Source organism: Pseudomonas sp. Xaverov 259 (genome assembly GCF_019352915.1).
GTDB lineage: Bacteria > Pseudomonadota > Gammaproteobacteria > Pseudomonadales > Pseudomonadaceae > Aquipseudomonas.
Map to the genome: position 1 here is coordinate 157,423 of NZ_JAAAFV010000072.1, position 26,269 is coordinate 183,691.

The window sequence follows — 26,269 nt, forward strand, 5'->3', positions numbered from 1 at the left end:
TCTGACCGTCAGCGGTATTGGAGGAAGACGTTGTCTCGCCCGAACTGGTCACGCAAAGCTTGAATCAAGCCATCAGCGGGATCAATTCGCCACGTCTCACCAAACTGCAACATCGCCTTGGCGTCATTGCCGGTGTACTCCATGGTCACCGGGCATGCGCCACGGTGGCGTTTAAGCAAATCACCCAACCAGCGTAGCTGATCGCCTTTAAGGGCTTCGGTCTTGACCTTCAAGCGCAGGCTTTCGGCCAGGTTGGTGCGCGCATCTTCCATGCTCATCACCCGCTTGATCCGCAGGCGCAGGCCGCCGGAGAAGTCATCGTTGCTGACCTCGCCTTCCACCACCACCATGGCATCGGTCTGCAGCAGCGACTGCGCGGAGTGGAACGCATCGGCAAACAGCGACGCCTCGATGCGACCCGAACGGTCGTCGAGGGTGATAAAGCCCATCTTGTCGCCCTTCTTATTTTTCATCACCCGCAGGGCGATGATCATGCCGGCGACGGTCTGGGTGTCGCGCGCCGGTTTCAGGTCGATGATGCGCTGACGGGCGAAACGGCGTATTTCGCCTTCGTACTCGTCAATCGGGTGACCGGTCAGGTACAGGCCCAAGGTGTCTTTCTCACCTTTGAGACGCTCCTTGAGGGTCAGCTCCTTGGCCTTGCGATGGTTGGCATAAACGTCGGCATCTTCCTCGACAAACAACCCGCCAAACAGGTCGGCGTGGCCACTGTCGTGGGTGCGGGCGGTCTGTTCGGCGGCCTTGATCGCTTCTTCCATGGCGGTGAGCAGTACCGCACGGTTGCGGTCGATATTCGCCTGGTAAGCCTTGGGCTCATCATGGAAATACGGGCCGAGACGATCAAGCGCGCCACTGCGGATCAAACCATCGAGGGTGCGCTTGTTGATGCGCTTGAGGTCAACCCGTGCGCAGAAGTCGAACAGATCCTCGAACGGCCCATGCTGACGCGCTTCGGTGATGGCTTCGACCGGGCCCTCGCCCACGCCCTTGATGGCGCCCAGGCCATAGATGATGCGGCCTTCGTCATTCACCGTGAACTTGAATTCCGAGGCGTTCACGTCCGGCGCGTCGAGGCGCAACTTCATGGTGCGCACTTCCTCGATCAAGGTCACGACCTTGTCGGTGTTGTGCATATCCGCCGAGAGTACCGCAGCCATGAACGGCGCCGGGTAGTGGGCTTTCAGCCAGGCGGTCTGGTACGACACCAGGCCGTAGGCGGCGGAGTGGGATTTGTTGAAGCCGTAACCGGCGAATTTCTCTACCAGATCGAAAATGTTACCGGCCAGGTCGGCGTCGATATTGTTGGTGGCGCAACCCTCGATGAAACCGCCGCGCTGCTTGGCCATTTCTTCGGGCTTTTTCTTACCCATGGCCCGACGCAGCATGTCCGCGCCACCCAGGGTGTAACCGGCCATCACCTGGGCAATCTGCATCACCTGCTCTTGATACAGGATGATGCCGTAGGTAGGCGCCAGTACCGGCTTGAGGCCTTCATACTGGTAATCGGAGTGCGGGTACGCCAGTTCGGCGCGCCCGTGCTTACGGTTGATAAAGTCATCCACCATGCCCGATTGCAGCGGGCCTGGACGGAACAGCGCCACCAGTGCGATCAAGTCTTCCAGGCAGTCGGGCTTGAGCTTTTTGATCAGCTCTTTCATGCCGCGCGACTCAAGCTGGAACACCGCCGTGGTTTCGGCTTTTTGCAGCAATTGGTAAGTCGGTTTGTCGTCCAGCGGGATAAACGCGATATCCAGCGGCTCTTCGTCGACCTTGGCGCGCTCGCGGTTGATGGTCTTGAGCGCCCAGTCGATGATCGTCAGGGTTCGCAGGCCCAGGAAGTCGAACTTCACCAGGCCGGCCGCCTCCACGTCATCCTTGTCGAACTGGGTTACCAGGCCATCGCCTTCTTCGTCGCAATAAATCGGCGAAAAGTCAGTGAGCTTGGTCGGCGCAATCACCACACCACCGGCGTGTTTACCGACGTTACGCACCACCCCTTCGAGTTTGCGCGCCATGTCCCAGATTTCGGCGGCTTCTTCATCGACCTTGATGAAGTCGCGCAGGATTTCTTCCTGCTCATAAGCCTTCTCAAGGGTCATGCCGACTTCAAACGGGATCATCTTCGACAAGCGATCCGCCAGGCCGTAGGACTTGCCCTGCACCCGCGCCACGTCGCGGATTACGGCCTTGGCCGCCATGGAACCGAAGGTGATGATCTGGCTCACGGCGTTGCGGCCGTATTTCTCGGCCACGTATTCGATCACGCGGTCACGACCGTCCATGCAGAAATCGACGTCGAAGTCGGGCATGGAAACCCGTTCCGGGTTCAGGAACCGTTCGAACAGCAGGTCGTATTCCAGCGGGTCAAGGTCGGTGATCTTCTGCACATAGGCCACCAGCGAACCGGCACCCGAACCACGGCCCGGGCCTACCGGCACGCCGTTGCTCTTAGCCCACTGGATAAAGTCCATTACGATCAGGAAGTAACCGGGGAACCCCATCTGGATAATGATATCCAGCTCGAAATTCAGCCGGTCGACGTAGACCTGGCGCTTGGCCTCATAGTCTTCGGTGGTGTCCTTGGGCAGCAGAACACTCAAACGCTCTTCCAGGCCGTCGAACGACACCTTGCGGAAGTACTCATCGATGGTCATGCCATCGGGAATCGGGAAGTTGGGCAGGAAGTGCTTGCCCAGCTTCACTTCGATATTGCAGCGCTTGGCGATTTCGACCGAGTTTTCCAGTGCCTCAGGCAAGTCGCTGAACAACTCGGCCATTTCATCGGCGCTTTTGAGGTACTGCTCTTCGCTGTAGTTCTTGGAGCGGCGCGGGTCATCCAGGGCCCTGCCTTCGCCGATGCACACGCGGGTTTCGTGGGCCTCGAAATCTTCTTTCTTGATAAAGCGCACATCGTTGGTCGCAACCAGCGGCGCGCCCAGCTTGTCGGCCAGGGCCACGGCGGCGTGCAGGTGCTCTTCATCGTTGGGACGGTTGGTGCGCTGGACTTCCAGGTAGAAGCGGTCGGGAAACACGTCCATCCACTCGCGGGCCAACACTTCGGCTTCCTGCGGGTTGCCGCCCAGCAGCGCGATACCGATCTCACCTTCTTTGGCGGCCGAGAGCATGATCACGCCCTCGCTCGCCTCAGCCACCCACTCACGCTCGATGATGATCGAGCCGTTGCGCTGGCCGTCGATAAACCCGCGGGAGATCAATTCGGTAAGGTTGCGATAACCCACGCCATTCATCGCCAGCAGGCTGATGCGGCTCAGGGGGTTATCCGGGTCTTTGTTCGACAGCCACAGGTCGGCGCCGCAGATTGGCTTGATGCCGGCGCCCATGGCGTTCTTGTAGAACTTGACCAGGGAACACATGTTGTTCTGATCGGTAACCGCCACCGCAGGCATGTTCATGCCCACCAGGGTTTTGACCAGCGGTTTGATCCGTACCAGGCCGTCGACCAGGGAGTATTCAGTGTGCAGGCGCAGGTGAACGAATGAAGCCGGCATAGTGATCCTGTCTAAAAACTTAGAAACAACAAGGCCCGGGATTGTACCGGGCCTTGAGCAAAACATCAGCCTCGCGACTAAACCTCGCTGAGGCTCTCGCGTGCCTCGTAAGCCTGGCGGACCGGGGCGAACGAGCGACGGTGGATCGGGGTTGGGCCCAGGCGAGCCAAGGCTTCCAGATGGACGGGCGTCGGGTAGCCTTTATGACCACCAATGCCATAACCCGGATAGATCAATTCGAACGCCGCCATTTCACGGTCACGGCTGACTTTGGCCAGGATCGAGGCGGCGGCAATCGCCGGGACCTTGCTGTCACCCTTGACCACCGCTTCTGACGGCATCGCCAGTTTGGGGCAGCGGTTGCCATCGATCATCGCCATTTTCGGCGTGATGTGCAGCCCTTCGACGGCGCGCTGCATGGCCAGCATCGTGGCGTGAAGAATGTTCAGCTCATCGATTTCTTCGACTTCGGCCCGTGCGATGTGCCAGCTCAGGGCTTTTTCGCAGATCTCGTCGTAGAGCTTTTCACGGCGCGCTTCGGTGAGTTTTTTCGAGTCATTGAGGCCGAGGATCGGGCGGTTTGGGTCGAGGATCACCGCCGCCGTCACCACCGCGCCACACAACGGGCCGCGCCCTACTTCATCAACACCGGCGACCAGTGCATCGGCGTGTGCGACCAGACTGAAATCCAGGCCCATTTGCGTGGTCATAAAGCGTCCTGTTTTTGCCCGATCAGGGTTAATACGGCATCGGCTGCCTGGTTCGATGCATCACGGCGCAGGGTGCGGTGGATGTCGTCAAAACCACGGGTCTGCTCTTCGCCGCCATCGATCAAGGGTAGTAAGGTTTGCGCCAGGGCGTCAGGCGTTGCATCGTCCTGCAATAACTCAGGCACCAGCAGGCGCTGGGCCAGCAGGTTAGGCAAAGAGATGTAAGGGCTCTTGACCATGCGCTTGAGAATCCAGAAGGTCAGCGGCGCCAGGCGATAAGCCACGACCATTGGGCGTTTGTACAGCAGCGCCTCCAGGGTCGCGGTGCCCGAGGCGATCAGCACCGCATCACAGGCAGCCAGGGCCAGGTGCGACTGGCCGTCGAGCAAGGTCAACGGCAGAGTGCGGCCTTCGAGCAAGGTCTCGATTTGCACACGCCGTTGCGGGCTGGCGCAAGGCAATACGAAACGCACGCCTGGCTTCAAGGCTAGAAGACGCTCGGCAGCCTCGAAAAACACACTGGCCAAACGCCCGACTTCGCCGCCACGACTGCCCGGCATCAATGCCACCAGCGGGCCGTCGGGCAAGCCCAACTCGGCACGCGCGGCGGCGCGGTCGGCTTGCAGTGGAATGGTGTCGGCCAAGGTATGCCCGACAAACCGCACCGGCACGCCCTTCTCTTCGTAGAACCGGGCTTCGAACGGCAACAAAGTCAGCATCAAGTCGCAGCCTTCGCGGATCTTCAGCACGCGCTTCTGCCGCCACGCCCATACGGACGGGCTGACGTAATGCACGGTCTTGATTCCGGCCTGACGCAACTTGAGTTCGATATTGAGGGTGAAGTCCGGCGCATCGATACCAATAAAGACATCGGGCTTTTCTTCGATCAGGGTTTGAATCAGCAGCTTGCGGCGCGCCAGCAGCTCACGCAGTCGGCCCAGCACTTCCACCAGCCCCATGACCGACAGGCGCTCCATGGGAAAGTAGGACGTCAGGCCTTCGGCCTGCATAAGCGGGCCGCCCACGCCGATAAACTCCACCGCAGGATGCTGCGCCTTGAGCGCGCGCATCAGGCCAGCGCCCAGAATATCGCCGGAAGCCTCACCGGCCACCAGCGCAATACGCAGATTAGCCATGATCAGCGGGTGATGCCGCGCGTCGATGCCTGGATAGAGTCGCGGAATACCGCGACTTCCGGGAACAACGCTGCCGGCTCGGTCAGTTCAGTCAGGGCCTGCTCAACCGTCAACCCCTGACGGTAAACCGTCTTGTAGGCGCGGCGCAGGGCGTGAATCGCGTCTTCGCTGAAACCGCGGCGGCGCATGCCTTCGAAGTTCATGCTACGGGCTTCGGCAGGGTTGCCGAACACCGTGACAAATGCCGGAACATCCTTGCCGATCGCGGTGCCCATGCCGGAAAAGCTGTGGGCGCCGATATGGCAATACTGGTGGACCAGGGTGAAGCCGGACAGGATCGCCCAGTCATCAACGTGCACATGGCCGGCCAGCGCGGTGTTGTTGACCAGTATGCAATGGTTGCCGATCACACTGTCATGGCCGATATGCGCATAGGCCATGATCAGATTGTGATCACCCAGCGTGGTTTCGGCACGATCCTGCACAGTGCCACGGTGAATGGTCACACCTTCACGGATAATGTTGTGATCACCGATTACCAGGCGTGTTTCTTCACCCTTGTACTTCATGTCCGGGGTGTCTTCGCCTACCGAGGAAAACTGGTAGATGCGATTGTGTTTGCCAATGCGGGTCGGACCTTTGAGGATCACGTGTGGCCCGATGACAGTCCCCTCGCCGATTTCAACACCTGCGCCGACGATCGACCAAGGGCCGACCTCAACGTCGGCGGCCAGAACGGCCGACGGATCGATGATTGCGCGAGGGTCAATCAAACTCATAGTTTGCGTTCCGCGCAGATGATCTCAGCGGAGCACACCGGCTTGCCATCCACCGAGGCCTGGCATTCGAACTTCCAGATCTGGCGCTTGCAGCTGATGAACTTGGCTTCCAGGATCAACTGGTCACCTGGGGTGACCGGGTTGCGAAAGCGCAGTTTGTCGGAGCCCACGAAATAGTAAAGCGTGCCATCGGCAGGCTTGAGGTCGAGCATTTTGAAACCAAGGATACCGGCAGCCTGGGCCATCGCTTCGATGATCAGCACACCCGGCATGATGGGATGCGCGGGGAAGTGACCATTAAAGAACGGTTCGTTGATGCTGACATTCTTGTAGGCACGAATGCGCTTTTCCTCGACATTGAGGTCCACTACACGGTCCACCAGCAGGAACGGGTAACGGTGAGGCAGGTATTCGCGAATCTCGTTGATGTCCATCATTTCGGGGGGAAGCCTGTAATAAAGATTGGGGGCGGGCGTACAAAACGCACGCCCCGCTAGCAAATCAAGGAGGCAGTCTAGCGGCTGTGCACACTTGATATGGAAATGGTATCAGCCTTCTGATGAAGCATTACCGCCAGGGGTCACGTCCTCGACACGCTTTTCGACCTGCTTGAGGCGTCGGGCCATGTCGTCGATCTTGCGCAAACGTGCCGCACTTTTGCGCCATTCAGCCGCCGGCTGCATGGCCGTACCGGAAGAGTAGGAACCCGGCTCGGTAATCGAGTGGGTCACCATGGTCATGCCGGTGATGAAGACGTTGTCGCAAACTTCGATATGCCCCACCAGCCCTACGCCACCGGCGAGCATGCAATGCTTGCCGATCTTGGTACTGCCGGAGATGCCCACGCACGCAGCCATGGCGGTGTGATCGCCAATCTGCACGTTGTGAGCGATCTGGATCTGGTTGTCGAGCTTCACGCCGTTACCGAGCACGGTATCGGCCAAGGCTCCGCGATCCACAGCGGTGTTGACACCGATTTCCACGTCATCGCCGATCAATACGCCGCCAACCTGGGCAATTTTGTGCCAGATACCCTTGGCGTTGGCAAAACCAAACCCTTCGCCACCGATCACGGCGCCCGACTGAATGACCACTCGCTTACCAATACGCACGTCGTGGTAAAGGGTAACCCGAGGCGCCAGCCAACCATCGGCGCCGATTTCGCAGCGCGCACCGATAAAGCAATGCGCCCCCACGGTGACACCGGCAGCAATGCGCGCACCACTCTCGATCACGGCAAACGCGCCAATGCTGGCCGCAGGGTCAACCTGGGCATCATCGGCGATCACGGCTGACGGGTGAATACCAGCCGCCGCCTTGGGTTTAGGATCGAACAGGTGCGAAGCCCGGGCATATGCCAGGTAAGGGTCGGCAACCACCAGCGCATCCCCGGTAAACCCTTCGGCGTCAGCGGCCTTCAGCAACACGGCTGCGGCTTGGCTGTCGACCAGGTATTTACGGTATTGGGGATTTGCGAGGAAGCTCAACTGAGCTGGGCCAGCCTCCTGCAAGGTGGCTAGCCCAGTGATTTCTTTCTCCTTGGAGCCACGCAAGGTGGCTCCAAGGAACTCGGCCAACTCGCCGAGCTTGATAGTCGCGGTCATGGCTTACTTCAGCTGGTTCATGCGCTCGATCACCTGACGGGTGATGTCGTATTGAGGCTTGACGTCAATCACGGCACCGCGCTCGAACACCAGGTCAAAGGCACCTTTCTTGATGACTTCTTCCACAGCGCTGTCGAGCTTAGGCTTGAGCTGCTTGAGCATTTCACGGTCAGCAACGGCTTTGGCTTCGTTCAGCTCCTTGGACTGGAACTGGTAGTCGCGGGCCTTTTGCTTGAATTCAAGCTCCAGGCGCTCACGTTCGCCTTGCTGCATTTTGTCGCCACCGGCTACCAGACGATCCTGGATACCCTTGGCACTGCTTTCCAGGGTCTTGAGCTTGGTCAGTTGCGGACCGAACTTCTTCTCGGCATCCACGGCGTAACGCTTGGCCGCGTCGGATTCCAGCAGGGCCATCTGATAGTTCAGGACGGCGATTTTCATTTCGGCGAAGGCCGGGGTGGTTACCAGCACGGTGGCCAGCAGAACCAATTGAGTCAACTTACGCACGATGTACTCCTACAGAATCCGTTGTCGTTATCTTGGGTCAGACGCTTAGAACGTCTGGCCGAGGGAGAATTGGAAAATCTGGGTTTCAGCGTTATCCGGTTTCTTGATCGGCATGGCCAGAGCAAAGCTCAATGGGCCAAGCGCGGTCACCCACGTCACGCCAACACCTACGGAGCTGGCGAGGTTGCTCAGGCTGACGTCGTTGCACTCAGTCTGGGACTTCACGCCACTCGGGTTGGTGATCTGTTCGCACTTGGAGTCGAACACGTTACCCACGTCCCAGAAGACCGAAGTACGCAGCGAACGCTGATCCTTGACGAATGGCAGCGGGAACAGAATCTCCGCACCACCTTGGATCAAAATGTTACCACCGAACGGCAGTGCGTCATTGTTCGAGTCAACGCTGGTGCCCTGGTTACCGGTTACCGCTTGACCACGGCTTGGTGTACCACGTGGACCCAAGGTGCTGTCCTTGAAGCCGCGAACCGAGTTGAAACCACCTGCATAGTAGTTCTCGTAGAACGGCAGACCGTTGGTCGAACCATAACCGTCGCCATAACCCAGCTCAGTGTGCAGGCGCATGGTGTAGTTATCGCTCAGCGGCTGGAACAACTGGCCACGGTAGTCGAGCTTGAAGAACGACAGGTCGCTGCCTGGCGTAGTAGCTTCCAGGGTCAGGCTCTGGGAGTGGCCACGGGTTGCCAGCACACCTTTGTTCAGGGTCGATTCCGACCAACCGGCCGAGGCCTTGAAGTTCAGGAACTGGTCGCCCTCTTTGCGCACGAAGTTGAAGATTTCGTCGGTGGTGTACACACCGGTCTTGATCTTGTCCTGTTGCGCGGTGAAGCCGAAGGTCAGACGCGAGGTCTCGCTGATCGGGTAACCGATGTTGACACCGGCGCCGAGGCTGTCGATCGCATAGCTTGCAACGTCAACGTCGAGGTCTTTGTAGTCGGTGGTGCGGTAGAAAGCGTTGTAGCCCAGGCTCACACCGTCAGCAGTCCAGTAGGGGTCGACATAACCGAAGTTATAGCGGCTCTGGTATTCGCTTCGGGTCAGGCCGATGGAAACCTTGTTACCAGTACCGAGGAAGTTGTTCTGGGTGATCGAACCACCGAGGATCAGGCCGGCACTCTGTGCAAAACCGACGCTGGCAGTGATCGAGCCCGACGCTTGTTCTTCTACGGCGTAGTTCACGTCAACCTGGTCGTCCACACCCGGTACGGCTGGGGTTTCAACGTTGACTTCCTTAAAGAAGCCCAGGCGCTCAAGACGGGTCTTGGACTGGTCGATCAAGTAAGTCGACGCCCAGCCACCTTCCATCTGACGCATCTCACGGCGCAGCACTTCGTCCGCAGACTTGGTGTTGCCACGGAAGTTGATGCGGTTTACGTAGGCACGCTTGCCCGGGTCGACAACGAAGGTGATGTCCACGGTGTGGTCTTCGTCGTGCGGGGTCGGCACGCCGTTGACGTTGGCAAAGGTATAGCCTTCGTTACCCAGGCGACGGGTGATCAGTTCGGACGTGGTGGTCATCAGCTTGCGCGAGAACACCTGGTCTTTCTGCACCAGCAACAGCGACTTCACCTGGTCCTCAGGGACTTTCAGGTCGCCGCTGAGCTTGACGTCACGCACGGTGTATTTCTCACCTTCGTTGACGTTGACGGTGATGTAGACGTGTTTCTTGTCCGGGGTGATGGACACCTGGGTCGAAGCGATATCCATGTTGATATAGCCACGGTCCAGGTAGTAGGAACGCAGACGTTCCAGGTCACCGGAGAGTTTTTCACGGGCGTACTTGTCATCGTTCTTGAAGAACGACAGCCAGTTGGTGGTCTTGAGTTCGAACAGGTCGATCAGGTCATCATCAGCAAACTTGGTGTTACCCACCACGTTGATGTGCTGGATGGCCGCCACGGTGCCTTCGTTGATCTTGACCTTGAGGCCAACACGGTTACGAGGCTGCGGGATCACTTCGGTTTCCACGGACGCGGAGTAGCGACCCTGGGCAACGTACTGACGTTGCAGTTCGTTACGCACACCCTCAAGGGTGGCGCGCTGGAAGATCTCGCCTTCGGCCAGGCCGGATTGCTTGAGACCCTTCATCAAGTCTTCAGTGGAGATCGCCTTGTTACCCTCGATCTCGATACTGGCGACGGAAGGTCGCTCAACGACGGTGATGACCAGGACGTTACCTTCGCGACCCAGTTGGATATCTTGAAAGAACCCGGTTTTGAACAGCGCACGAGTGGATTCCACCAGGCGACGATCATCCGCCTGTTCCCCGACGTTCAACGGCAAGGCACCAAAGACGCTACCGGCGGAAACCCGCTGGAGGCCGTTGACACGAATATCGGAGATAGTGAAGGACTCGGCGTGAACTTCGGCGATCATCAATACGGTGAGAACCGCAGTTAGCAGCAGACGTTTCATGAAGTCCTTTCTTATTCCAACTGGCAATAAACAAACTGCCGCAAAATGCGGCAGATTCGCAATTCAGCGAAGCGTTACAGTCGTCCCAGATCGTTGACCAGAGCTAACAACATCACTCCGACCACCAAACTGATACCGATCTGTATCCCCCAACCCTGCACCCGATCCGACAAGGGGCGACCACGCACCCACTCGACCAGATAAAACAACAGATGCCCCCCATCCAATACTGGAATGGGCAACAAATTCAGAACTCCAAGGCTAATACTCAGATAAGCCAGGAAATTCAGGAAATCCGCGACACCCGACTGGGCAGAAGCGCCCGCCACTTTAGCAATGGTTATCGGTCCACTCAAGTTTTTTACCGAGAGCTCGCCGAACAACATTTTCTTGAGCGATTCGAGGGTGAGCACACTCATGGTCCAAGTGCGTTTTGCACCCTCGCCAATTGCCGCCAACGGCCCGAAGCTGACCTCACGCACCATCGAAGGTGGCCAGTCGACACCTTTCACCCCGGCACCCAGGTAACCCCCGGCGGCCTTGGCTTCCCCACGCACCGCCAAGGTCACAGGGACGTCGATTTGAGCACCATCGCGCTCAACTTTCAGCACAATTTTGGTATCAGGACGTACACGCACCAGGTCGACCACTTGCTGCCAGTCGCCCAGCGCCTGGCCATCAAGGGCCAACAGGCGGTCGCCGGTTTTCAGACCTGCGGCTTGCGCCGGGCCTTTCGGGTCCAGCTCGGCCAGCACCGGCGGCAAGGCCGGGCGCCAAGGCCGAATCCCCAGCGACTTGATCGGGTCAGGCTCATCTGCGCCCTTGAGCCAGTGATCCAGGGCCAGAGTGCGAGGCGTCTCGGCGGTGGAATCCTGTTCGCGCACCACCACATTAATGGTGCCGCTTTCACCCATGCGGCGTACCAGCTGTAAATTGACCGCGCCCCACCCTGTGGTCGGCTCGCCATCAATGGAAACAATTTCCTGCCCGGCGACCAGGCCGGCCTTGGCCGCCATGCTGTCCGCTTCGACCGCGCCGATGACCGGGCGCACCTGCTGGCTGCCCATCATGGCCAAGACCCAGAAGAACACGATCGCCAAGAGGAAGTTGGCGATCGGACCGGCAGCCACAATCGCGATACGCTGACGAACGGTCTTGCGATTGAAGGACTGGTCCAACTGATCGGCCGGCACTTCGCCTTCACGCTCGTCGAGCATCTTCACGTAGCCGCCCAGTGGAATGGCCGCAATCACGAATTCGGTGCCACGACGATCGTGCCAACGCAGCAACGGCATGCCGAAACCGACGGAAAAGCGCAGTACCTTGACGCCGCAACGACGCGCCACCCAAAAGTGGCCGAATTCGTGGAAGGTAACCAGCACACCCAGAGCAACCAGGGTGCCGACAATCATGTAGAGCGCACTCATCTAATTTCTCCGCATTCCAATCCAGTGCCTGAAGGCTCAAACCTGCCCACAGACTAACGCGCGTTGCGGTTCAACCATTGCTTGGCCAGCGTGCGGGCCTTTGCATCGGCCTCGAACACTGCACTTAAATCATCCACTGCCACAACGGGCTCAAGGCTCAAAACTTCCTCGATGATACTCGGGATCTGCGGGAAGCGAATACGCCCATCAAGAAACGCCGCCACAGCCACCTCATTAGCCGCATTGAGCATCGCCGGTGCGCTGTTGCCCGCTTCTGCCGCTTGCCGCGCCAAACGCAGGCACGGGAAGCGTTGCTCGTCCGGCGCTTCGAAGTCCAGGCGTGCGACGGCGAACAAGTCCAACGGCGCGACACCCGAGTCAATTCGCTCCGGCCAGGCCAGGGCATTGGCGATCGGCGTGCGCATGTCCGGGTTACCCAACTGCGCCAACACCGAGCCATCCACGTAGTCGACCAAGGAATGAATCACACTTTGCGGGTGGATCACCACCTCGACCTGATCAGGCCGCGCATCGAACAGCCAGCACGCCTCAATCAACTCCAGGCCTTTGTTCATCATGCTCGCCGAGTCCACGGAAATTTTACGCCCCATGGACCAGTTCGGGTGCGCACACGCCTGGTCAGGCGACACATGCTCAAGGTCAGCCAAAGGAGTTTGCCGGAATGGGCCACCGGATGCCGTAAGAAGAATCCGCCGTACACCCACTTGGCTCAAGCCGCGGGCAAAATCACCGGGCATGCACTGGAAGATTGCATTGTGTTCACTGTCGAGGGGCAGCAACACTGCGCCGCTCTTGCGGACCGCCTGCATAAAAAGCGTGCCAGACATGACCAACGCTTCTTTATTGGCCAGCAGGATCTTCTTGCCAGCATCCACCGCTGCCAGCGTCGGGCGCAAACCTGCCGCGCCGACAATGGCCGCCACCACGGTGTCTACCTCGGCATCGGCCGACACCTGGCACAGTCCTTCCTCACCCACCAGCACCTGCGTAGCCAGCCCGGCAGCCTGCAACTGCTGCTGCAAGCCACGCGCTGCCGGCACTTCAGGCACCACGGCAAAGCGCGGCGTGTGACGCACGCACAGGGCCAGCAGCTCGCTCAAACGGGTGAAGCCGGTCAAGGCAAACACCTGATAACGATCAGGGTGGCGAGCGATCACATCCAGGGTGCTCAGCCCCACCGAGCCGGTGGCACCCAGCACGGTAACCTGTTGCAAGCGGCTCACGAAGCCGTCATCCACAGCAACACGGCAAAGATCGGGATGGCAGCGGTAAGGCTGTCGATACGGTCCAGCACACCGCCATGACCCGGCAGCAGGTTGCTGCTGTCCTTGATCCCGGCCTGGCGCTTGAACATGCTTTCAGTCAGGTCGCCCACCACCGAGATGAACACCACGACTGCCGTGCCCAGCAGGGCCAGGAGTATTTCCTTTACCGACCAGTCGCGCACAACACCCACTACCAGCGTGATCAGCAAGGTCAACGCCAAACCGCCGTAGACGCCTTCCCAGCTCTTGCCGGGGCTGACAGCCGGAGCCAGCTTGCGCTTGCCGAAGGCGCGGCCAGAGAAGTAGGCACCAATATCGGCGCCCCACACCAACACCATCACCGCCATGATCAGCAGGTTGCCGTTCGGCGCATTCTTGATTTCCACCAGGCCTTGCCAGGCCGGCAGCAAAATCAGCAAGCCAATGACCAACTTGCTGGCAACACTGGACCAATGGCCGCTGGTGCGCGGAAAGGTCAGCACCAGGAAAGTCGCGAGCGCCCACCACAGCACTGCAGCGCCCAACACCCAAGGCACCACAATGCTCGACAGGGTATGCATCAGAAACAGCAACAGCGCCACGACAGCGGCGTAGACCACACGTGGCAATTGCGCATTAAAGCCCGACAGGCGCGCCCATTCCCAGGCCCCCAGGGTCACGACCACGCCGATAAACAGCGCGAAGCCGGAACCGTTGAGAAGGAAAAACCCACACAAGGCAATCGGCAACAGGATCAGTGCGGTGATGATTCGTTGTTTAAGCATTTAAACCCGGGCTCCAGCTTCGATCTGCTCGCTCGTTTTACCGAAGCGGCGCTGACGGGAAGCGAAATCGGCCAGTGCATTACGCATGGCATCGTGTTTGAAGTCCGGCCAGAACAGGTCGGAGAAGTACAGCTCGGTGTAGGCCAGCTGCCACAGCAGGAAATTGCTGATGCGGTGCTCGCCACCGGTGCGGATGCACAGGTCCGGCAACGGCAGGTCGCCGGTCACCAGGCAGGTTTGCAACAATTCGGGCGTGATGTCGTCGGGCCGCAGGTGCCCGGCCTGTACTTCGCGGGCAAGACGCTGCGCGGCCTGGGCGATATCCCACTGGCCGCCATAGTTGGCCGCGATCTGCAGTACAAAACGGTTGCTGCCGGCGGTGATGGCTTCAGCTTCGCGCATGGCTGCCTGCAATTCCGGATGAAACCGCGAGCGGTCACCGATGATACGCAGGCTGATGTTGTTGTCGTTGAGGCGCTTGGCCTCACGACGCAAAGCCTTGAAGAACAGGTCCATCAAGGCGCTGACTTCTTCGGCCGGCCGTTGCCAGTTCTCACTGGAGAAGGCAAACAAGGTCAACACTTCGACCTTGGCCTCGGCACACACCTCAATCACGGCGCGCACTGCATCGACACCCGCTTTATGCCCGGCAACACCCGGCATAAAGCGTTTCTTCGCCCAGCGATTATTCCCATCCATGATGATCGCGACATGGCGCGGCACCACAGAGGGCACAGTCTGCTTGGTCTTTTCCATGAAGGCGTCCTGATCCCTTATACGGCCATCAGGTCCTTTTCTTTCTCTTCCGTGGCCTTCGTGATCTGGGCCTCGGCATCTTTGGTCAGCTTGTCGATATCGGCGACGGCGCGACGTTCTTCGTCTTCGCTGATTTCTTTGTCCTTGACCAGTTTCTTCAGGTCGCCCAGCGCATCACGGCGGATATTACGTACTGCAACCCGCGCATCTTCAGCTGCGCTGCGCGCCTGCTTGGTGAAGCCCTTGCGGGTTTCTTCGGTCAAGGCCGGCATGGAGATCAGCAGCAACTCACCCAGGTTGGTCGGGTTGAGGTTCAAGCCAGCGCTCTGAATGGCTTTGTCGACAGCGCCGAGCATGTTGCGCTCAAAGGCCACAACCTGCAGGGTGCGCGAGTCTTTTACGGTGATGTTGGCCACCTGGGTGATGGAGGTATCTGTGCCGTAGTACGGCACCATCACGCTACCCAAGATGCTTGGGTGAGCCTTACCGGTACGAATCTGACCAAACGCGTGGTTCAGAGACTCCAGGGATTTGTGCATACGCTCTTGAGCGTCTTTCTTGATTTCGTTGATCATTGTTGGCCTTCCTCGATCAGAGTCCCTTCCGCGCCGCCGTGTACGATGTTCAGCAGGGCGCCGGGCTTGTTCATGTTAAATACGCGCAGCGGCATCTTATGGTCGCGGCACAGGCAAATAGCCGTCAGGTCCATCACACCCAGCTTGCGATCCAGCACTTCATCGTAGGTCAGATGATCGAACTTCTCGGCATGCGGGTCTTTGAATGGGTCAGCAGTGTAGACGCCATCCACCTTGGTGGCCTTGAGCACCACGTCGGCATCGATTTCGATGGCACGCAGGCAGGCAGCCGAGTCCGTGGTGAAGAACGGGTTGCCGGTACCGGCAGCAAAAATCACCACTTCTTTGGCGTTCAGGTGGCGCATGGCTTTGCGGCGATCATAGTGATCGGTCACGCCTACCATGGAAATAGCCGACATCACGATGGCCGAGATATTGGCGCGCTCCAGGGCGTCGCGCATGGCCAGGGCGTTCATCACAGTGGCCAGCATGCCCATGTGGTCGCCAGTGACCCGGTCCATACCGGCAGCACTCAATGCCGCGCCACGGAACAGGTTACCGCCGCCAATCACCAGGCCGACTTGTACGCCGATGCCGACCAGTTGGCCAACTTCGAGCGCCATGCGGTCGAGTACTTTGGGATCGATCCCGAACTCTTCCGAGCCCATCAGGGCCTCGCCGCTGAGCTTGAGTAGAATGCGTTTATAGCGAGCCTGATAACCACTGCCCTGCTGAGCCATTGCGAATCTCTCCTGCGGCGTATTTTTTAAAAATTCTTGGCGAGCCGTTTACGGCTTGCGTTCACTCTAGCTGGACGCTATCACAGCGCCATCGGAACACGGCTTTGTAAGCCAGTTCCGAAAGGAAACCAAATAAAAATTGGCCTTCCCATTTGAAAAGAGGCTGCGCGCGTGAGCGGGCAGCCTCTTTCGGCGACAGTTGAAAACTGTCTTATTGCTTGGCGGCAGCCAGCTGGGCAGCAACTTCTTCAGCGAAGTTGTCGACCGGCTTCTCGATGCCCTCGCCTACCTTGTAGTAGGTGAAGGAAACGATTTCAGCACCGGCTTTCTTAGCCAGTTCGCCAACCTTGATTTCAGGGTTCTTGACGAACGCCTGCTCAACCAGGCTCGCTTCAGCCAGGAACTTGCTGATACGGCCTTTGATCATGTTTTCAACGATGTTTTCCGGCTTGCCGGCGATCTTGTCAGCGTTGAGGCTCAGGAACACGGCTTTTTCGCGTTCGATTGCGTCAGCGGAGACTTCCGATGGCAGCAGGAATTCAGGGTTGCTGGCCGCTACGTGCATAGCGATGTCTTTTGCCAGCTCAACGTCGCCGCCTTTCAGGGCAACCACAACGCCGATTTTGTTACCGTGCAGGTAACCACCAACCACATCACCTTCGATGCGAGCCAGGCGACGGATGTTGACGTTTTCGCCAACCTTGCCGACCAGTACCAGGCGATCAGCTTCTTGAGCTTCGATCAACGGCTCAACAGTTGTCAGCTTGTCGTCGAATGCTTTCTTGACGCTGGCAGCAACGAATGCCTTGAAGTCGTCTTGCAGAGCCAGGAAGTCGGTCTGGGAGTTCACTTCCAGCAGAACGGCAGCCTTGCCGTCTTCAACCAGAGCGATAGCGCCTTCAGCAGCGACGTTGCCGGCTTTCTTGGCAGCCTTGATGGCGCCGGAAGCACGCATGTCGTCGATGGCTTTTTCGATGTCGCCGCCAGCCTTGGTCAAGGCCTTTTTGCAATCCATCATGCCTTCGCCGGTACGCTCACGCAGTTCTTTAACCAACGCTGCAGTAATCTCTGCCATTTCAAAATCCTCTTGGATAGGTTTTCAACCATTCCACCCGATCAAACGGGCGATCAATTCTTCCCGAATCACCCTTGTAGGCCGCTGCACGTTACAGAAGTTGTAGCTGCGCTGCCGACAAATGGTTTTCGAGGTGGCAAAAAGGGGGCCAAGCCCCCTTTTTGCTTACTGAGTCAACGCCAGGGCGCTAATTACTCAGCGGCAGCTACCGGAGCTTCTTCAACGAACTGCTCGGTACCACCAGCAACGTGGTTGCGACCACGGATTACAGCGTCAGCCATCGAACCCATGTACAGCTGGATAGCGCGGATTGCGTCATCGTTGCCTGGGATGATGTAGTCAACGCCTTCCGGGCTGCTGTTGGTATCGACTACGCCGATAACCGGGATGCCCAGCTTGTTGGCTTCGGTGATCGCGATGCGCTCGTGATCAACGTCGATAACGAACAGTGCGTCAGGCAGACCGCCCATGTCCTTGATACCACCCAGGGAACGATCGAGCTTTTCCAGGTCGCGAGTGCGCATCAGCGCCTCTTTCTTGGTCAGCTTGGCGAAAGTACCGTCTTCGGCTTGCACTTCAAGGTCACGCAGACGCTTGATGGAAGCACGGATGGTTTTGAAGTTGGTCAGCATGCCGCCCAACCAGCGGTGATCGACGTATGGCGAACCGCAACGTGCTGCTTCTTCAGCAACGATCTTGCCAGCGGAACGCTTGGTGCCGACGAACAGGATCTTGTTTTTGCCCTGGGCCAGACGCTCTACGAAAGTCAGAGCTTCGTTGAACATTGGCAGGGTTTTTTCAAGGTTGATAATGTGGATCTTGTTACGCGCGCCGAAAATGTATTTACCCATTTTCGGGTTCCAGTAACGGGTCTGGTGACCGAAGTGCACACCGGCCTTCAGCATATCGCGCATGTTGACTTGGGACATGATAGTTCCTTAATAAGTCGGGTTTGGCCTCCACGTATCCCAATGACCAACCAGCGGCTTCAAGGCCTCCGGCACCCAGGTCATCGTGTCGACACGTGTGTGGATTTAAGCTTCGCGGGGCATCCCCGGAAAGCGGCGCATTTTATACCACACGAAGGACAAAAACGAAACCCGCAATCACATTTGCCGTGCTCCGCTTTTGCGTAACCCTTTGAATAGAGCCAATATGCCCCCACCTTGATAGACAGAAGCGATCATCAGAGGCTCATGATTTGCCGCCCGCGTCTGTTAGAATCAGGTTTTTTGGGGCTTGTGCGAATTCTGTAACCTTTTGTCGCACGCCCGTAAACCGTATTGATTTCAGCGCGTCGCGCTAGAGAGAGCCTGTATGACCGTTAATTTGAAAACCGCCGAAGACATCGCAGGCATGCGCGTTGCCGGCAAACTGGCTGCCGACGTGCTGGAAATGATTGCCGAACACGTCAAACCCGGCGTCACCACCGAAGCCCTGGACCGCATTTGCCACGACTATATAGTCGACGTGCAAAAAGCCATCCCTGCCCCGCTCAACTACAAGGGCTTCCCCAAGTCGATCTGCACCTCGATCAACCACGTGGTCTGCCACGGGATCCCGGGCGACAAACCGTTGAAGGACGGCGACACCCTGAACATCGACGTCACGGTGATCAAGGATGGCTACCACGGCGACACCAGCCGCATGTTCCACGTCGGCACCGTGCCGGTCTGGGCTGAGCGCCTGTCCCAGGTCACCCAGGAATGCATGTATAAGGCCATCGAGATCGTCAAGCCCGGCTGCCGCCTGGGCGACATCGGTGAAGTGATCCAGAAGCACGCGGAAAAGAACGGTTTCTCGGTAGTCCGTGAATTCTGCGGCCACGGTATCGGCAAGGTGTTCCACGAAGAGCCGCAGATCCTGCACTACGGCCGCGCCGGCACCGGCATGGAGCTCAAGGCGGGCATGACCTTCACCATCGAGCCGATGATCAACCAGGGCAAGGCCGACACCAAGGTGCTGGGCGACGGCTGGACCGCCATCACCAAGGACCGCAAGCTCTCGGCCCAGTGGGAACACACCCTGCTGGTCACCGAAACCGGCTACGAGATCTTCACCCTGCGCGCAGACGACACGATTCCTCGCGTTTCGGCCTGAAGGTTGCCTCGGTTTTCCAGCGACACCGTTGTGACTGACTCCATAGACAGATAGGAAAGCCGATCGATGCCCCAGGTGGATCCCGAACTCTTCGACCGCGGCCAGTTCCAGGCCGAACTGGCGCTGAAGGCAAGCCCCATCGCCGCCTTCAAGAAGGCTATCCGCCAGGCCCGCGACGTGCTCGATGAGCGCTTTCGCAGCGGCCGGGACATTCGTCGGCTGATTGAGGACCGCGCCTGGTTCGTCGACAACATTCTGCAAAAGGCCTGGGAGCAGTTCAGCTGGAGTGAAGACGCCGACATCGCCTTGGTGGCGGTCGGCGGCTACGGTCGCGGCGAGTTGCACCCCTACTCCGACATCGACCTGCTGATCCTGCTGGACAGCGCCGATCATGAGATCTTTCGCGATTCCATCGAGCGTTTTCTGACGCTGTTGTGGGACATCGGCCTGGAAGTTGGCCAGAGCGTGCGCTCGGTGGACGAGTGCGCCGAGGAGGCACGCGCCGACCTCACTGTGATCACCAACCTGATGGAAAGCCGCACCATCGCCGGCCCCGAACGCCTGCGCCAGCGCATGCTGGAGGTCACCAGCACCGCACATATGTGGCCGAGCAAGGAGTTCTTCCTGGCCAAGCGTGCCGAGCAAAAAGCCCGGCACCACAAGTACAACGACACTGAATACAACCTTGAGCCCAACGTCAAAGGCTCACCGGGCGGGCTGCGCGACATCCAAACTATTCTGTGGGTCGCCCGGCGCCAATACGGCACCCTCAACCTGCGCGCCTTGGCTGGCGAGGGCTTTCTGGTCGAGAGCGAAAATGCCCTGCTGGCTTCGTCCCAGGAGTTTCTGTGGAAGGTGCGCTACGCCCTGCACATGCTCGCCGGGCGTTCCGAAGATCGGCTGCTGTTCGACCATCAGCGCTCCATCGCCACCCTGCTGGGCTTTGAAGGCGAGGACGCAAAAACCAGCATCGAAAGCTTCATGCAGCAGTATTACCGCGTGGTCATGAGCATTGCCCAGCTCAGCGACCTGATCATCCAGCACTTCGAAGAAGTGATTCTGGCGCCGGAAGACGAAGCCCCGCCGCAGCCGATCAACTCGCGTTTTCAGTTGCACGACGGATATATCGAGGCGCGCAACGACAATGTGTTCCGGCGCACGCCGTTCGCCATGCTGGAAATTTTCGTGCTGATGGCCCAGCAGCCGGAAATCAAGGGCGTGCGCGCCGACACTATCCGCCTGCTGCGGGAAAACCGTCACCTGATCGACGATGACTTTCGCAACGACATCCGCAATACCAGCCTGTTTATCGAACTGTTCAAGTGCAAGATCGGCATTCACCGCAATCTGCGGCGCATGAACCGTTACGGCATCCTCGGCCGCTACCTGCCGGAATTCGGCTTTATTGTCGGGCAGATGCAACACGACCTGTTCCACATCTATACCGTCGACGCCCACACCCTCAATTTGATCAAACACCTGCGCAAGCTGCAGTACACACAGGTGTCAGAGAAATTCCCGTTGGCCAGCAAGCTCATGGCCAAGCTGCCCAAGCCCGAACTGATCTACCTGGCCGGCCTGTACCACGACATCGGCAAAGGCCGGCATGGCGACCACTCCGAAGTCGGCGCGGTCGATGCCGAAGCCTTCTGCCAGCGCCACCAGCTGCCGCTGTGGGACAGCCGCCTGATCGTGTGGCTGGTGCAGAACCACCTGGTGATGTCGACCACCGCGCAGCGCAAAGACTTGTCCGACCCGCAGGTGATCCACGATTTTGCCGGGATCGTCGGCGATGAAACCCGCCTCGACTATCTCTACGTGCTGACCGTCTCCGACATCAACGCCACCAACCCGACGCTGTGGAACTCCTGGCGTGCCAGCCTGTTGCGCCAGCTCTACACCGAGACCAAGCGCGCGCTGCGCCGTGGCCTGGAAAACCCGGTGGACCGCGAAGAGCAGATCCGCCGCACCCAAAGCGCGGCACTGGATATTCTCGTGCGCGGCGGCAACGACCCGGATGACGTCGAGCAACTGTGGTCGCAACTGGGTGATGATTACTTCCTGCGCCACACCGCCGGCGACGTGGCCTGGCACAGTGACGCGATCCTGCAGCAGCCGGCCGACGGCGGCCCGCTGGTACTGATCAAGGAAACCACCCAACGCGAGTTCGAGGGCGGCACGCAGATCTTCATTTACGCGCCGGACCAGCATGACTTCTTCGCCGTGACCGTGGCCGCCATGGACCAGCTCAACCTGAACATCCATGACGCGCGGGTTATCACCTCCAGCAGCCAGTTCACCCTCGACACCTACATTGTGCTCGACACCGACGGTGACTCAATCGGCGACAACCCGGCGCGCGTGAAAAAGATCCGCGAAGGCCTTACCGAGGCTCTGCGCAACCCTGACGACTACCCGACCATCATCCAGCGTCGGGTACCGCGCCAGCTCAAGCACTTTGCCTTTGCGCCCCAAGTGACCATTTCCAACGACGCCCAGCGCCCGGTGACCGTGCTGGAACTCAGCGCACCGGACCGCCCAGGCTTGCTGGCGCGCATCGGCGGGATTTTCCTGGAGTTCGACCTGTCGTTGCAGAACGCCAAGATTGCGACCCTGGGGGAACGCGTAGAAGACGTGTTCTTTATTACCGACGCCGACAACCAGCCGCTGTCCGACCCGCAGCTGTGCCTGCGGTTGCAGGAAGCTATCGTGCAGCAATTAAGCGTGAGCCAGGAACCGGGTGTCGAGCTGACCAGACTGACCATTTGATTTTTAACATTGTGGACACGATTCATGTGGGAGCTGGCTTGCCTGCGATGCAGACACCTTGGTCTATCAGGCAGACCACAGTGATGCCATCGCAGGCGAGCCAGCTCCCACAGAGTGCGTGCTGACCGTAAGAGGCTTACATGAACAACGCCCTGAACCAGCTGCAGCCCTACCCGTTCGAAAAACTGCGCGCCCTGCTCGGCAGCGTCACACCGAACCCGGATAAACGCCCGATCGCGCTGTCCATCGGCGAGCCGAAGCACAAATCCCCGGCCTTCGTGGCCAAGGCCCTGGCGGATAACCTCGACCAGATGGCGGTTTACCCGACCACCCTGGGCATCCCGGCCCTGCGCGAGGCCATCGGCACCTGGTGCGAGCGGCGCTTTAACGTGCCTAAAGGCTGGCTGGATCCGGCGCGTAACATTTTGCCGGTCAATGGCACCCGCGAGGCGTTGTTTGCCTTCACCCAGACCGTGGTCAACCGCGCTGACGATGCACTGGTGGTCAGCCCGAACCCGTTCTATCAGATCTACGAGGGCGCAGCGTTCCTGGCCGGGGCCAAGCCGCATTACCTGCCGTGCCTGGACAGCAACGGTTTCAACCCGGACTTCGACGCCGTCTCGCCTGACATCTGGAAACGCTGCCAGATCCTGTTCCTGTGCTCCCCCGGCAACCCGACCGGCGCGCTGATCCCAGTCGAGACCCTGAAAAAGCTCATCGCCCTGGCCGACGAATACGACTTCGTGATCGCCGCCGACGAGTGCTACAGCGAGCTGTACTTCGACGAACAGACCCCACCGCCGGGCTTGCTCAGCGCCTGTGTGGAACTGGGCCGCCAGGACTTCAAGCGTTGCGTGGTGTTCCACAGCCTGTCCAAACGCTCCAACCTGCCGGGCCTGCGTTCGGGTTTCGTGGCCGGCGACGCCGATATCCTCAAGGCCTTCCTGCTGTACCGCACCTACCACGGCTGCGCGATGCCGGTGCAAACCCAGCTGGCCAGCATTGCTGCCTGGCAAGACGAGGCTCACGTATTGCTTAACCGGGACATATATCGGGAGAAATTCGACGCCGTGCTGGCGATTCTCAAGCCGGTGCTGGATGTTCAAGCCCCAGACGGCGGCTTCTACCTGTGGCCGAATGTGCAGGGAGACGATGCTGCGTTCTGCCGCGATTTGTTCGTGGAAGAACACGTGACCGTGGTGCCGGGTTCGTACCTGTCGCGCGAAGTGGACGGTTTCAACCCGGGCGCCGGGCGTGTGCGCCTGGCGCTGGTGGCGCCGTTGGCGGAGTGTGTGGAAGCGGCGGAGCGGATTCGGGACTTTATTCGACGCCGTCGGTAAATGCCCATACAAAAAGCCCAGCGGATCAAGCTGGGCTTTTGATTTTTTAAACAGATCTACTCTTCCTCGGTGCCGGTAGCCGCACCATCAAGGCTTAACCCTTTGCACACCGCCATCAACTCAGCAAAGGAATTGGGCATCTTTGCGTTTTTCAACATTGTTGTGAAAACGGCGTAGACATCATTTTTATCGCCAGCCTTGCGCAAGGTTCGCTCATCATTCAGCCAAGCATAAATAATAGTCTTGGGCGCATCGGACCTGAACTGGAAGAACAAGCGATATCGCGGCAACATGCCCTGTTTTTTTCACTCTGAACCAATGTAAAAATTCACGTCCAAGCGTCTTTCCCTGACGGTAACAAGGACGAGTCGGGTCAGCCGGCACGTTATGCAGAATGTTAACGGTTACAGCATCGAACAACTTGTAAGCCGGATGATGATGAAAACCATCAGGATCGCTGACAGCAGCTCGCTCTATCTCAACGGTGAGTTCATCAAGACGTGAAACGAAAAACGGGTGAGCATAAAGAGCCCACCCGTTTTCGACATGAACAGCGCTCTCAGCCGCGCTCACCCTTCTTGCAGCTCGCGACGACGGTTAGCGTCTGCTTTAGCGCGAAGGGTTTCAATGCGCTGCACCAAACCCCGTGGCAATGGCAGAACAGTGTCTGGATTTGCCTTGATATCGTTGTCAAGCAACTCAAGAAAGCCTGCCCCGGCTTGCAGCTCGGCTTTCTTTTCGGTAAACGAGACGACATTGCTTTTAGACATGACTCCTCTCCATGATTTTTTTGACTTTTCATCCGGCAAACGAGCCGCTCAAGCCAGAGGCGATTAGATCTCAAAAATGCATCAGACTGTCTAAGGATCAATGTAGAACACTATTGATCACGAGGGAGGCATTTAACACCATAAAAGCCCCCGAGTGACAGCGGCCCGATAGATGGATATGGCAGCCTTTCCTAGCTCAAACCAATGGTAGGCCAATTTACTTGATAGCCCCCAGATTCGCCTCACTCATATCCAGATCCGCCAACACCTCACGCAAAACGTCATCACCAATCTGGTGATGGCGGCTCAAGCTGTACAACTCCAAGCGCTGCGCGCGCAGGGCCTTGAGGCGCAATTTACGCTCAAGCAAGTCCATCTGGTGCGCCAGCGCCTGGGCTTCGGCTGAATCGTTGAATACTTCCAACTGATGACGATATTCCGACATCAGGCGCGCCTTTAGCTCGGTCGCGAGTGCTGCCTGGGCGGCGTCTGGGGTTTCGGTTTCGGCAGGCTCGTCCGCTTCCAGCGCGTGGATGGCGGCTACGGCGGTCTTTTTCCACGCCTCGCGCACTTCGTTATGGCGCTTTTCATCCGGGCTCTGTTCGATGCCACGCAGCAGCAATGGCAAGGCGATACAGGCGGCGACCAGCGACAACAGGATCACGCCAGCGGCGATGAAAATCAGCAGGTCGCGCTCCGGGAAATCCTGGCCCGGCGCCAGCAGCAGAGGCACCGACATCACACCCGCCAAGGTGACAGCACCGCGCACGCCGCCAACAGTCAACAGCCAGCAGGACCGGGCAGTCGGCACCAATGTCAGCTCGCTTTTACCGCGAATACGCCGCAGTAAACCCGAAAGCCGCCAGATGCTTTGCACCCAGATAAAGCGCAACACCACCAGCACCAGGAAAATCGCAACCACATCCAGGCAGCGATACAGCAAGGTTGGCCACAGTGTCGGCTCGTGACTGACCACGGCCTTTATGATGTCCGGCAGTTGCAGGCCCAGTAGCAAAAAGATCAGACCGTTAAACGCAAACTCCAGCAGCGACCAGACACTGCGGTTGAGCAGGCGCGTACTGGTCTGGCGTGGCAGCAAGTCGAGCCAGCTTTGCATCATGCCCGCCGCCACCGCCGACAGAATGCCCGACGCCCCCAGGCGCTCGGCCAGCACATAGGCTGCGAACGGCAGCAGTAACATAAACACCACGTGGGTGGCCGGGTCGTCCCAGCCACGGGCAATCATCCAGGCACGTAAACGGCCGACCAACCAGCTCAGCGCCACGCCTACCGCGAGGCCGCCCACCGCAACCAGCACAAAAGTCAGGCTGGCATCGGCCAGGGAAAACACGCCGGTCAACGCCGCCGCCAGGGCGAACTTGAAGGTCACCAGGCCCGAGGCATCATTCATCAATGCCTCGCCTTGCAGCATATGCATCAAAGGCTTTGGCAGGCGATTCTGGGAAATGGCTGACACCGCCACGGCGTCAGTCGGGGACAATACGGCTGCCAAGGCGAAGGCCACCGGCAACGGGATCGTAGGCAATATCCAATGGATGAAGTAACCGGCACCGACCACGGTAAACAACACCAGCCCCACCGCCAACGTCAGGATCGGGCCTCTGAGTCGCCACAATTCGCGCTTGGGCATGCGCCAGCCATCGGAGAACAGCAACGGCGGCAGAAACAGAAACAGGAACAGCTCCGGGTCCAGCGCTACATGCAGCCCTAGCGTAGGCCAGGCCAGCAAGGCGCCGGCGGCGATCTGCACCAAGGGCAACGGCAGGGGAATAATGCGCCCGACAAGGCGCGAAACGCTGACCAGCATCAGCAAGATAAGAACGGTATAGGCGGTTTGCATAACGCGGGGTTCCCGGACAATCGACTTGCTATGACACCGATCTGGCAACAACGGGCCGTTGAAGTGCCATATTAAACGGCTATGTTACCCGCTGGGCTGCGCAACCG

At 58.8% G+C, this 26,269-nt stretch carries 23 protein-coding genes; 3 read left to right on the forward strand and 20 right to left on the reverse strand.

The window, feature by feature from the left end:
- Window positions 1–8 precede the first annotated feature (8 nt).
- The 16 genes from dnaE to rpsB all read right to left on the reverse strand — a co-directional run bounded on the left by dnaE (window position 9) and on the right by rpsB (window position 18,251).
- Window positions 9–3,530 (reverse strand): DNA polymerase III subunit alpha, encoded by a 3,522-nt coding sequence (dnaE, locus tag K0H48_RS29410; protein ID WP_219337733.1) that lies wholly within the window; start codon window positions 3,528–3,530, stop codon window positions 9–11.
- A 77-nt stretch (window positions 3,531–3,607) separates the two neighbouring features.
- A complete protein-coding gene (gene rnhB / locus K0H48_RS29415; RefSeq protein WP_017137151.1) occupies window positions 3,608–4,240 on the reverse strand; it encodes a ribonuclease HII in 633 nt (210 codons plus the stop codon).
- Window positions 4,237–5,376 (reverse strand): lipid-A-disaccharide synthase, encoded by a 1,140-nt coding sequence (gene lpxB, locus K0H48_RS29420; RefSeq protein ID WP_219337734.1) that lies wholly within the window; start codon window positions 5,374–5,376, stop codon window positions 4,237–4,239. The genes rnhB and lpxB overlap by 4 nt, the downstream gene beginning before the upstream one ends.
- 2 nt (window positions 5,377–5,378) lie before the next feature.
- Window positions 5,379–6,155, reverse strand: a complete 777-nt coding sequence (lpxA, locus tag K0H48_RS29425) for an acyl-ACP--UDP-N-acetylglucosamine O-acyltransferase (protein ID WP_056857531.1) — start codon at window positions 6,153–6,155, stop codon at window positions 5,379–5,381.
- The gene (fabZ, locus tag K0H48_RS29430; protein ID WP_003172281.1) at window positions 6,152–6,592 is read right to left on the reverse strand and encodes a 3-hydroxyacyl-ACP dehydratase FabZ; all 441 of its coding nucleotides are present in this window, start codon (window positions 6,590–6,592) and stop codon (window positions 6,152–6,154) included. Before fabZ ends, lpxA begins: the two co-directional genes overlap by 4 nt.
- 111 nt (window positions 6,593–6,703) lie before the next feature.
- A complete protein-coding gene (gene lpxD / locus K0H48_RS29435; RefSeq protein ID WP_138816453.1) occupies window positions 6,704–7,759 on the reverse strand; it encodes a UDP-3-O-(3-hydroxymyristoyl)glucosamine N-acyltransferase in 1,056 nt (351 codons plus the stop codon).
- Window positions 7,760–7,762: 3 nt separating this feature from the next.
- The gene (locus K0H48_RS29440) at window positions 7,763–8,266 is read right to left on the reverse strand and encodes an OmpH family outer membrane protein (protein WP_003189173.1); all 504 of its coding nucleotides are present in this window, start codon (window positions 8,264–8,266) and stop codon (window positions 7,763–7,765) included.
- Between the two features lie 45 nt (window positions 8,267–8,311).
- The gene (gene bamA, locus K0H48_RS29445) at window positions 8,312–10,699 is read right to left on the reverse strand and encodes an outer membrane protein assembly factor BamA (RefSeq protein ID WP_138816454.1); all 2,388 of its coding nucleotides are present in this window, start codon (window positions 10,697–10,699) and stop codon (window positions 8,312–8,314) included.
- A 74-nt stretch (window positions 10,700–10,773) separates the two neighbouring features.
- Window positions 10,774–12,126 carry a sigma E protease regulator RseP gene (gene rseP, locus K0H48_RS29450; RefSeq protein ID WP_219337735.1) on the reverse strand — a complete coding sequence of 451 codons (1,353 nt, stop codon included), beginning with the start codon at window positions 12,124–12,126 and terminating at the stop codon, window positions 10,774–10,776.
- Between the two features lie 53 nt (window positions 12,127–12,179).
- Window positions 12,180–13,370 carry a 1-deoxy-D-xylulose-5-phosphate reductoisomerase gene (ispC, locus tag K0H48_RS29455; protein ID WP_219337736.1) on the reverse strand — a complete coding sequence of 397 codons (1,191 nt, stop codon included), beginning with the start codon at window positions 13,368–13,370 and terminating at the stop codon, window positions 12,180–12,182.
- Window positions 13,367–14,176, reverse strand: a complete 810-nt coding sequence (locus tag K0H48_RS29460; RefSeq protein WP_219337737.1) for a phosphatidate cytidylyltransferase — start codon at window positions 14,174–14,176, stop codon at window positions 13,367–13,369. The genes ispC and K0H48_RS29460 overlap by 4 nt, the downstream gene beginning before the upstream one ends.
- Window positions 14,177–14,932, reverse strand: coding sequence for a polyprenyl diphosphate synthase (uppS, locus tag K0H48_RS29465; RefSeq protein WP_017137143.1), 756 nt, complete (start codon window positions 14,930–14,932; stop codon window positions 14,177–14,179). It abuts the gene before it with no gap.
- A 17-nt stretch (window positions 14,933–14,949) separates the two neighbouring features.
- Complete coding sequence (frr, locus tag K0H48_RS29470; protein ID WP_065886088.1) at window positions 14,950–15,507, reverse strand: ribosome recycling factor; 558 nt, start codon at window positions 15,505–15,507, stop codon at window positions 14,950–14,952.
- A complete protein-coding gene (pyrH, locus tag K0H48_RS29475) occupies window positions 15,504–16,247 on the reverse strand; it encodes a UMP kinase (RefSeq protein ID WP_003172271.1) in 744 nt (247 codons plus the stop codon). The genes frr and pyrH overlap by 4 nt, the downstream gene beginning before the upstream one ends.
- Before the next feature lie 211 nt (window positions 16,248–16,458).
- The gene (gene tsf, locus K0H48_RS29480) at window positions 16,459–17,322 is read right to left on the reverse strand and encodes a translation elongation factor Ts (RefSeq protein ID WP_053254736.1); all 864 of its coding nucleotides are present in this window, start codon (window positions 17,320–17,322) and stop codon (window positions 16,459–16,461) included.
- 191 nt (window positions 17,323–17,513) lie between these two features.
- Window positions 17,514–18,251 carry a 30S ribosomal protein S2 gene (gene rpsB / locus K0H48_RS29485; RefSeq protein ID WP_003219330.1) on the reverse strand — a complete coding sequence of 246 codons (738 nt, stop codon included), beginning with the start codon at window positions 18,249–18,251 and terminating at the stop codon, window positions 17,514–17,516.
- A gap of 388 nt (window positions 18,252–18,639) precedes the next feature.
- Between rpsB and map the strand changes: the two genes are divergently transcribed.
- From map to dapC, 3 genes are all read left to right on the forward strand, one after another.
- Window positions 18,640–19,422: a type I methionyl aminopeptidase gene (map, locus tag K0H48_RS29490; RefSeq protein ID WP_138816458.1), complete on the forward strand. Its 783-nt coding sequence runs from the start codon at window positions 18,640–18,642 to the stop codon at window positions 19,420–19,422.
- Window positions 19,423–19,488: 66 nt separating this feature from the next.
- Window positions 19,489–22,191, forward strand: coding sequence for a [protein-PII] uridylyltransferase (locus K0H48_RS29495; protein WP_138816459.1), 2,703 nt, complete (start codon window positions 19,489–19,491; stop codon window positions 22,189–22,191).
- Window positions 22,192–22,331: 140 nt separating this feature from the next.
- A complete protein-coding gene (gene dapC / locus K0H48_RS29500; protein ID WP_219337738.1) occupies window positions 22,332–23,531 on the forward strand; it encodes a succinyldiaminopimelate transaminase in 1,200 nt (399 codons plus the stop codon).
- A gap of 56 nt (window positions 23,532–23,587) precedes the next feature.
- Here dapC and K0H48_RS30900 read toward each other — a convergent pair whose 3' ends face one another.
- The 4 genes from K0H48_RS30900 to K0H48_RS29515 all read right to left on the reverse strand — a co-directional run bounded on the left by K0H48_RS30900 (window position 23,588) and on the right by K0H48_RS29515 (window position 26,162).
- On the reverse strand, window positions 23,588–23,824 hold the full coding sequence (locus K0H48_RS30900; RefSeq protein ID WP_257627151.1) for a type II toxin-antitoxin system YhaV family toxin: 237 nt from the start codon (window positions 23,822–23,824) through the stop codon (window positions 23,588–23,590).
- Entirely contained in the window at window positions 23,748–24,104 is a 357-nt protein-coding gene (locus tag K0H48_RS30905) for a type II toxin-antitoxin system YhaV family toxin (protein WP_368862219.1), read from the reverse strand. Before K0H48_RS30905 ends, K0H48_RS30900 begins: the two co-directional genes overlap by 77 nt.
- Complete coding sequence (locus K0H48_RS29510) at window positions 24,101–24,301, reverse strand: hypothetical protein (protein ID WP_219337739.1); 201 nt, start codon at window positions 24,299–24,301, stop codon at window positions 24,101–24,103. The genes K0H48_RS30905 and K0H48_RS29510 overlap by 4 nt, the downstream gene beginning before the upstream one ends.
- 217 nt (window positions 24,302–24,518) lie before the next feature.
- Window positions 24,519–26,162 (reverse strand): Na+/H+ antiporter, encoded by a 1,644-nt coding sequence (locus K0H48_RS29515; protein WP_219337740.1) that lies wholly within the window; start codon window positions 26,160–26,162, stop codon window positions 24,519–24,521.
- Window positions 26,163–26,269: the final 107 nt, after the last annotated feature.

Bases quoted from the DNA above. Each gene is read 5' to 3' on its own strand.
- lpxA (WP_056857531.1), bottom strand. From the start codon at position 6,155: ATGAGTTTGATTGACCCTCGCGCAATCATCGATCCGTCGGCCGTTCTG.
- dapC (WP_219337738.1), top strand. From the start codon at position 22,332: ATGAACAACGCCCTGAACCAGCTGCAGCCCTACCCGTTCGAAAAACTG.
- dnaE (WP_219337733.1), bottom strand. From the start codon at position 3,530: ATGCCGGCTTCATTCGTTCACCTGCGCCTGCACACTGAATACTCCCTG.
- rpsB (WP_003219330.1), bottom strand. From the start codon at position 18,251: ATGTCCCAAGTCAACATGCGCGATATGCTGAAGGCCGGTGTGCACTTC.
- tsf (WP_053254736.1), bottom strand. From the start codon at position 17,322: ATGGCAGAGATTACTGCAGCGTTGGTTAAAGAACTGCGTGAGCGTACC.
- map (WP_138816458.1), top strand. From the start codon at position 18,640: ATGACCGTTAATTTGAAAACCGCCGAAGACATCGCAGGCATGCGCGTT.
- frr (WP_065886088.1), bottom strand. From the start codon at position 15,507: ATGATCAACGAAATCAAGAAAGACGCTCAAGAGCGTATGCACAAATCC.
- K0H48_RS29495 (WP_138816459.1), top strand. From the start codon at position 19,489: ATGCCCCAGGTGGATCCCGAACTCTTCGACCGCGGCCAGTTCCAGGCC.
- rseP (WP_219337735.1), bottom strand. From the start codon at position 12,126: ATGAGTGCGCTCTACATGATTGTCGGCACCCTGGTTGCTCTGGGTGTG.
- fabZ (WP_003172281.1), bottom strand. From the start codon at position 6,592: ATGATGGACATCAACGAGATTCGCGAATACCTGCCTCACCGTTACCCG.
- lpxB (WP_219337734.1), bottom strand. From the start codon at position 5,376: ATGGCTAATCTGCGTATTGCGCTGGTGGCCGGTGAGGCTTCCGGCGAT.
- K0H48_RS29515 (WP_219337740.1), bottom strand. From the start codon at position 26,162: ATGCAAACCGCCTATACCGTTCTTATCTTGCTGATGCTGGTCAGCGTT.
- K0H48_RS29510 (WP_219337739.1), bottom strand. From the start codon at position 24,301: ATGTCTAAAAGCAATGTCGTCTCGTTTACCGAAAAGAAAGCCGAGCTG.
- pyrH (WP_003172271.1), bottom strand. From the start codon at position 16,247: ATGGCTCAGCAGGGCAGTGGTTATCAGGCTCGCTATAAACGCATTCTA.
- lpxD (WP_138816453.1), bottom strand. From the start codon at position 7,759: ATGACCGCGACTATCAAGCTCGGCGAGTTGGCCGAGTTCCTTGGAGCC.
- K0H48_RS29460 (WP_219337737.1), bottom strand. From the start codon at position 14,176: ATGCTTAAACAACGAATCATCACCGCACTGATCCTGTTGCCGATTGCC.
- rnhB (WP_017137151.1), bottom strand. From the start codon at position 4,240: ATGACCACGCAAATGGGCCTGGATTTCAGTCTGGTCGCACACGCCGAT.
- uppS (WP_017137143.1), bottom strand. From the start codon at position 14,932: ATGGAAAAGACCAAGCAGACTGTGCCCTCTGTGGTGCCGCGCCATGTC.
- bamA (WP_138816454.1), bottom strand. From the start codon at position 10,699: ATGAAACGTCTGCTGCTAACTGCGGTTCTCACCGTATTGATGATCGCC.
- K0H48_RS30900 (WP_257627151.1), bottom strand. From the start codon at position 23,824: ATGTTGCCGCGATATCGCTTGTTCTTCCAGTTCAGGTCCGATGCGCCC.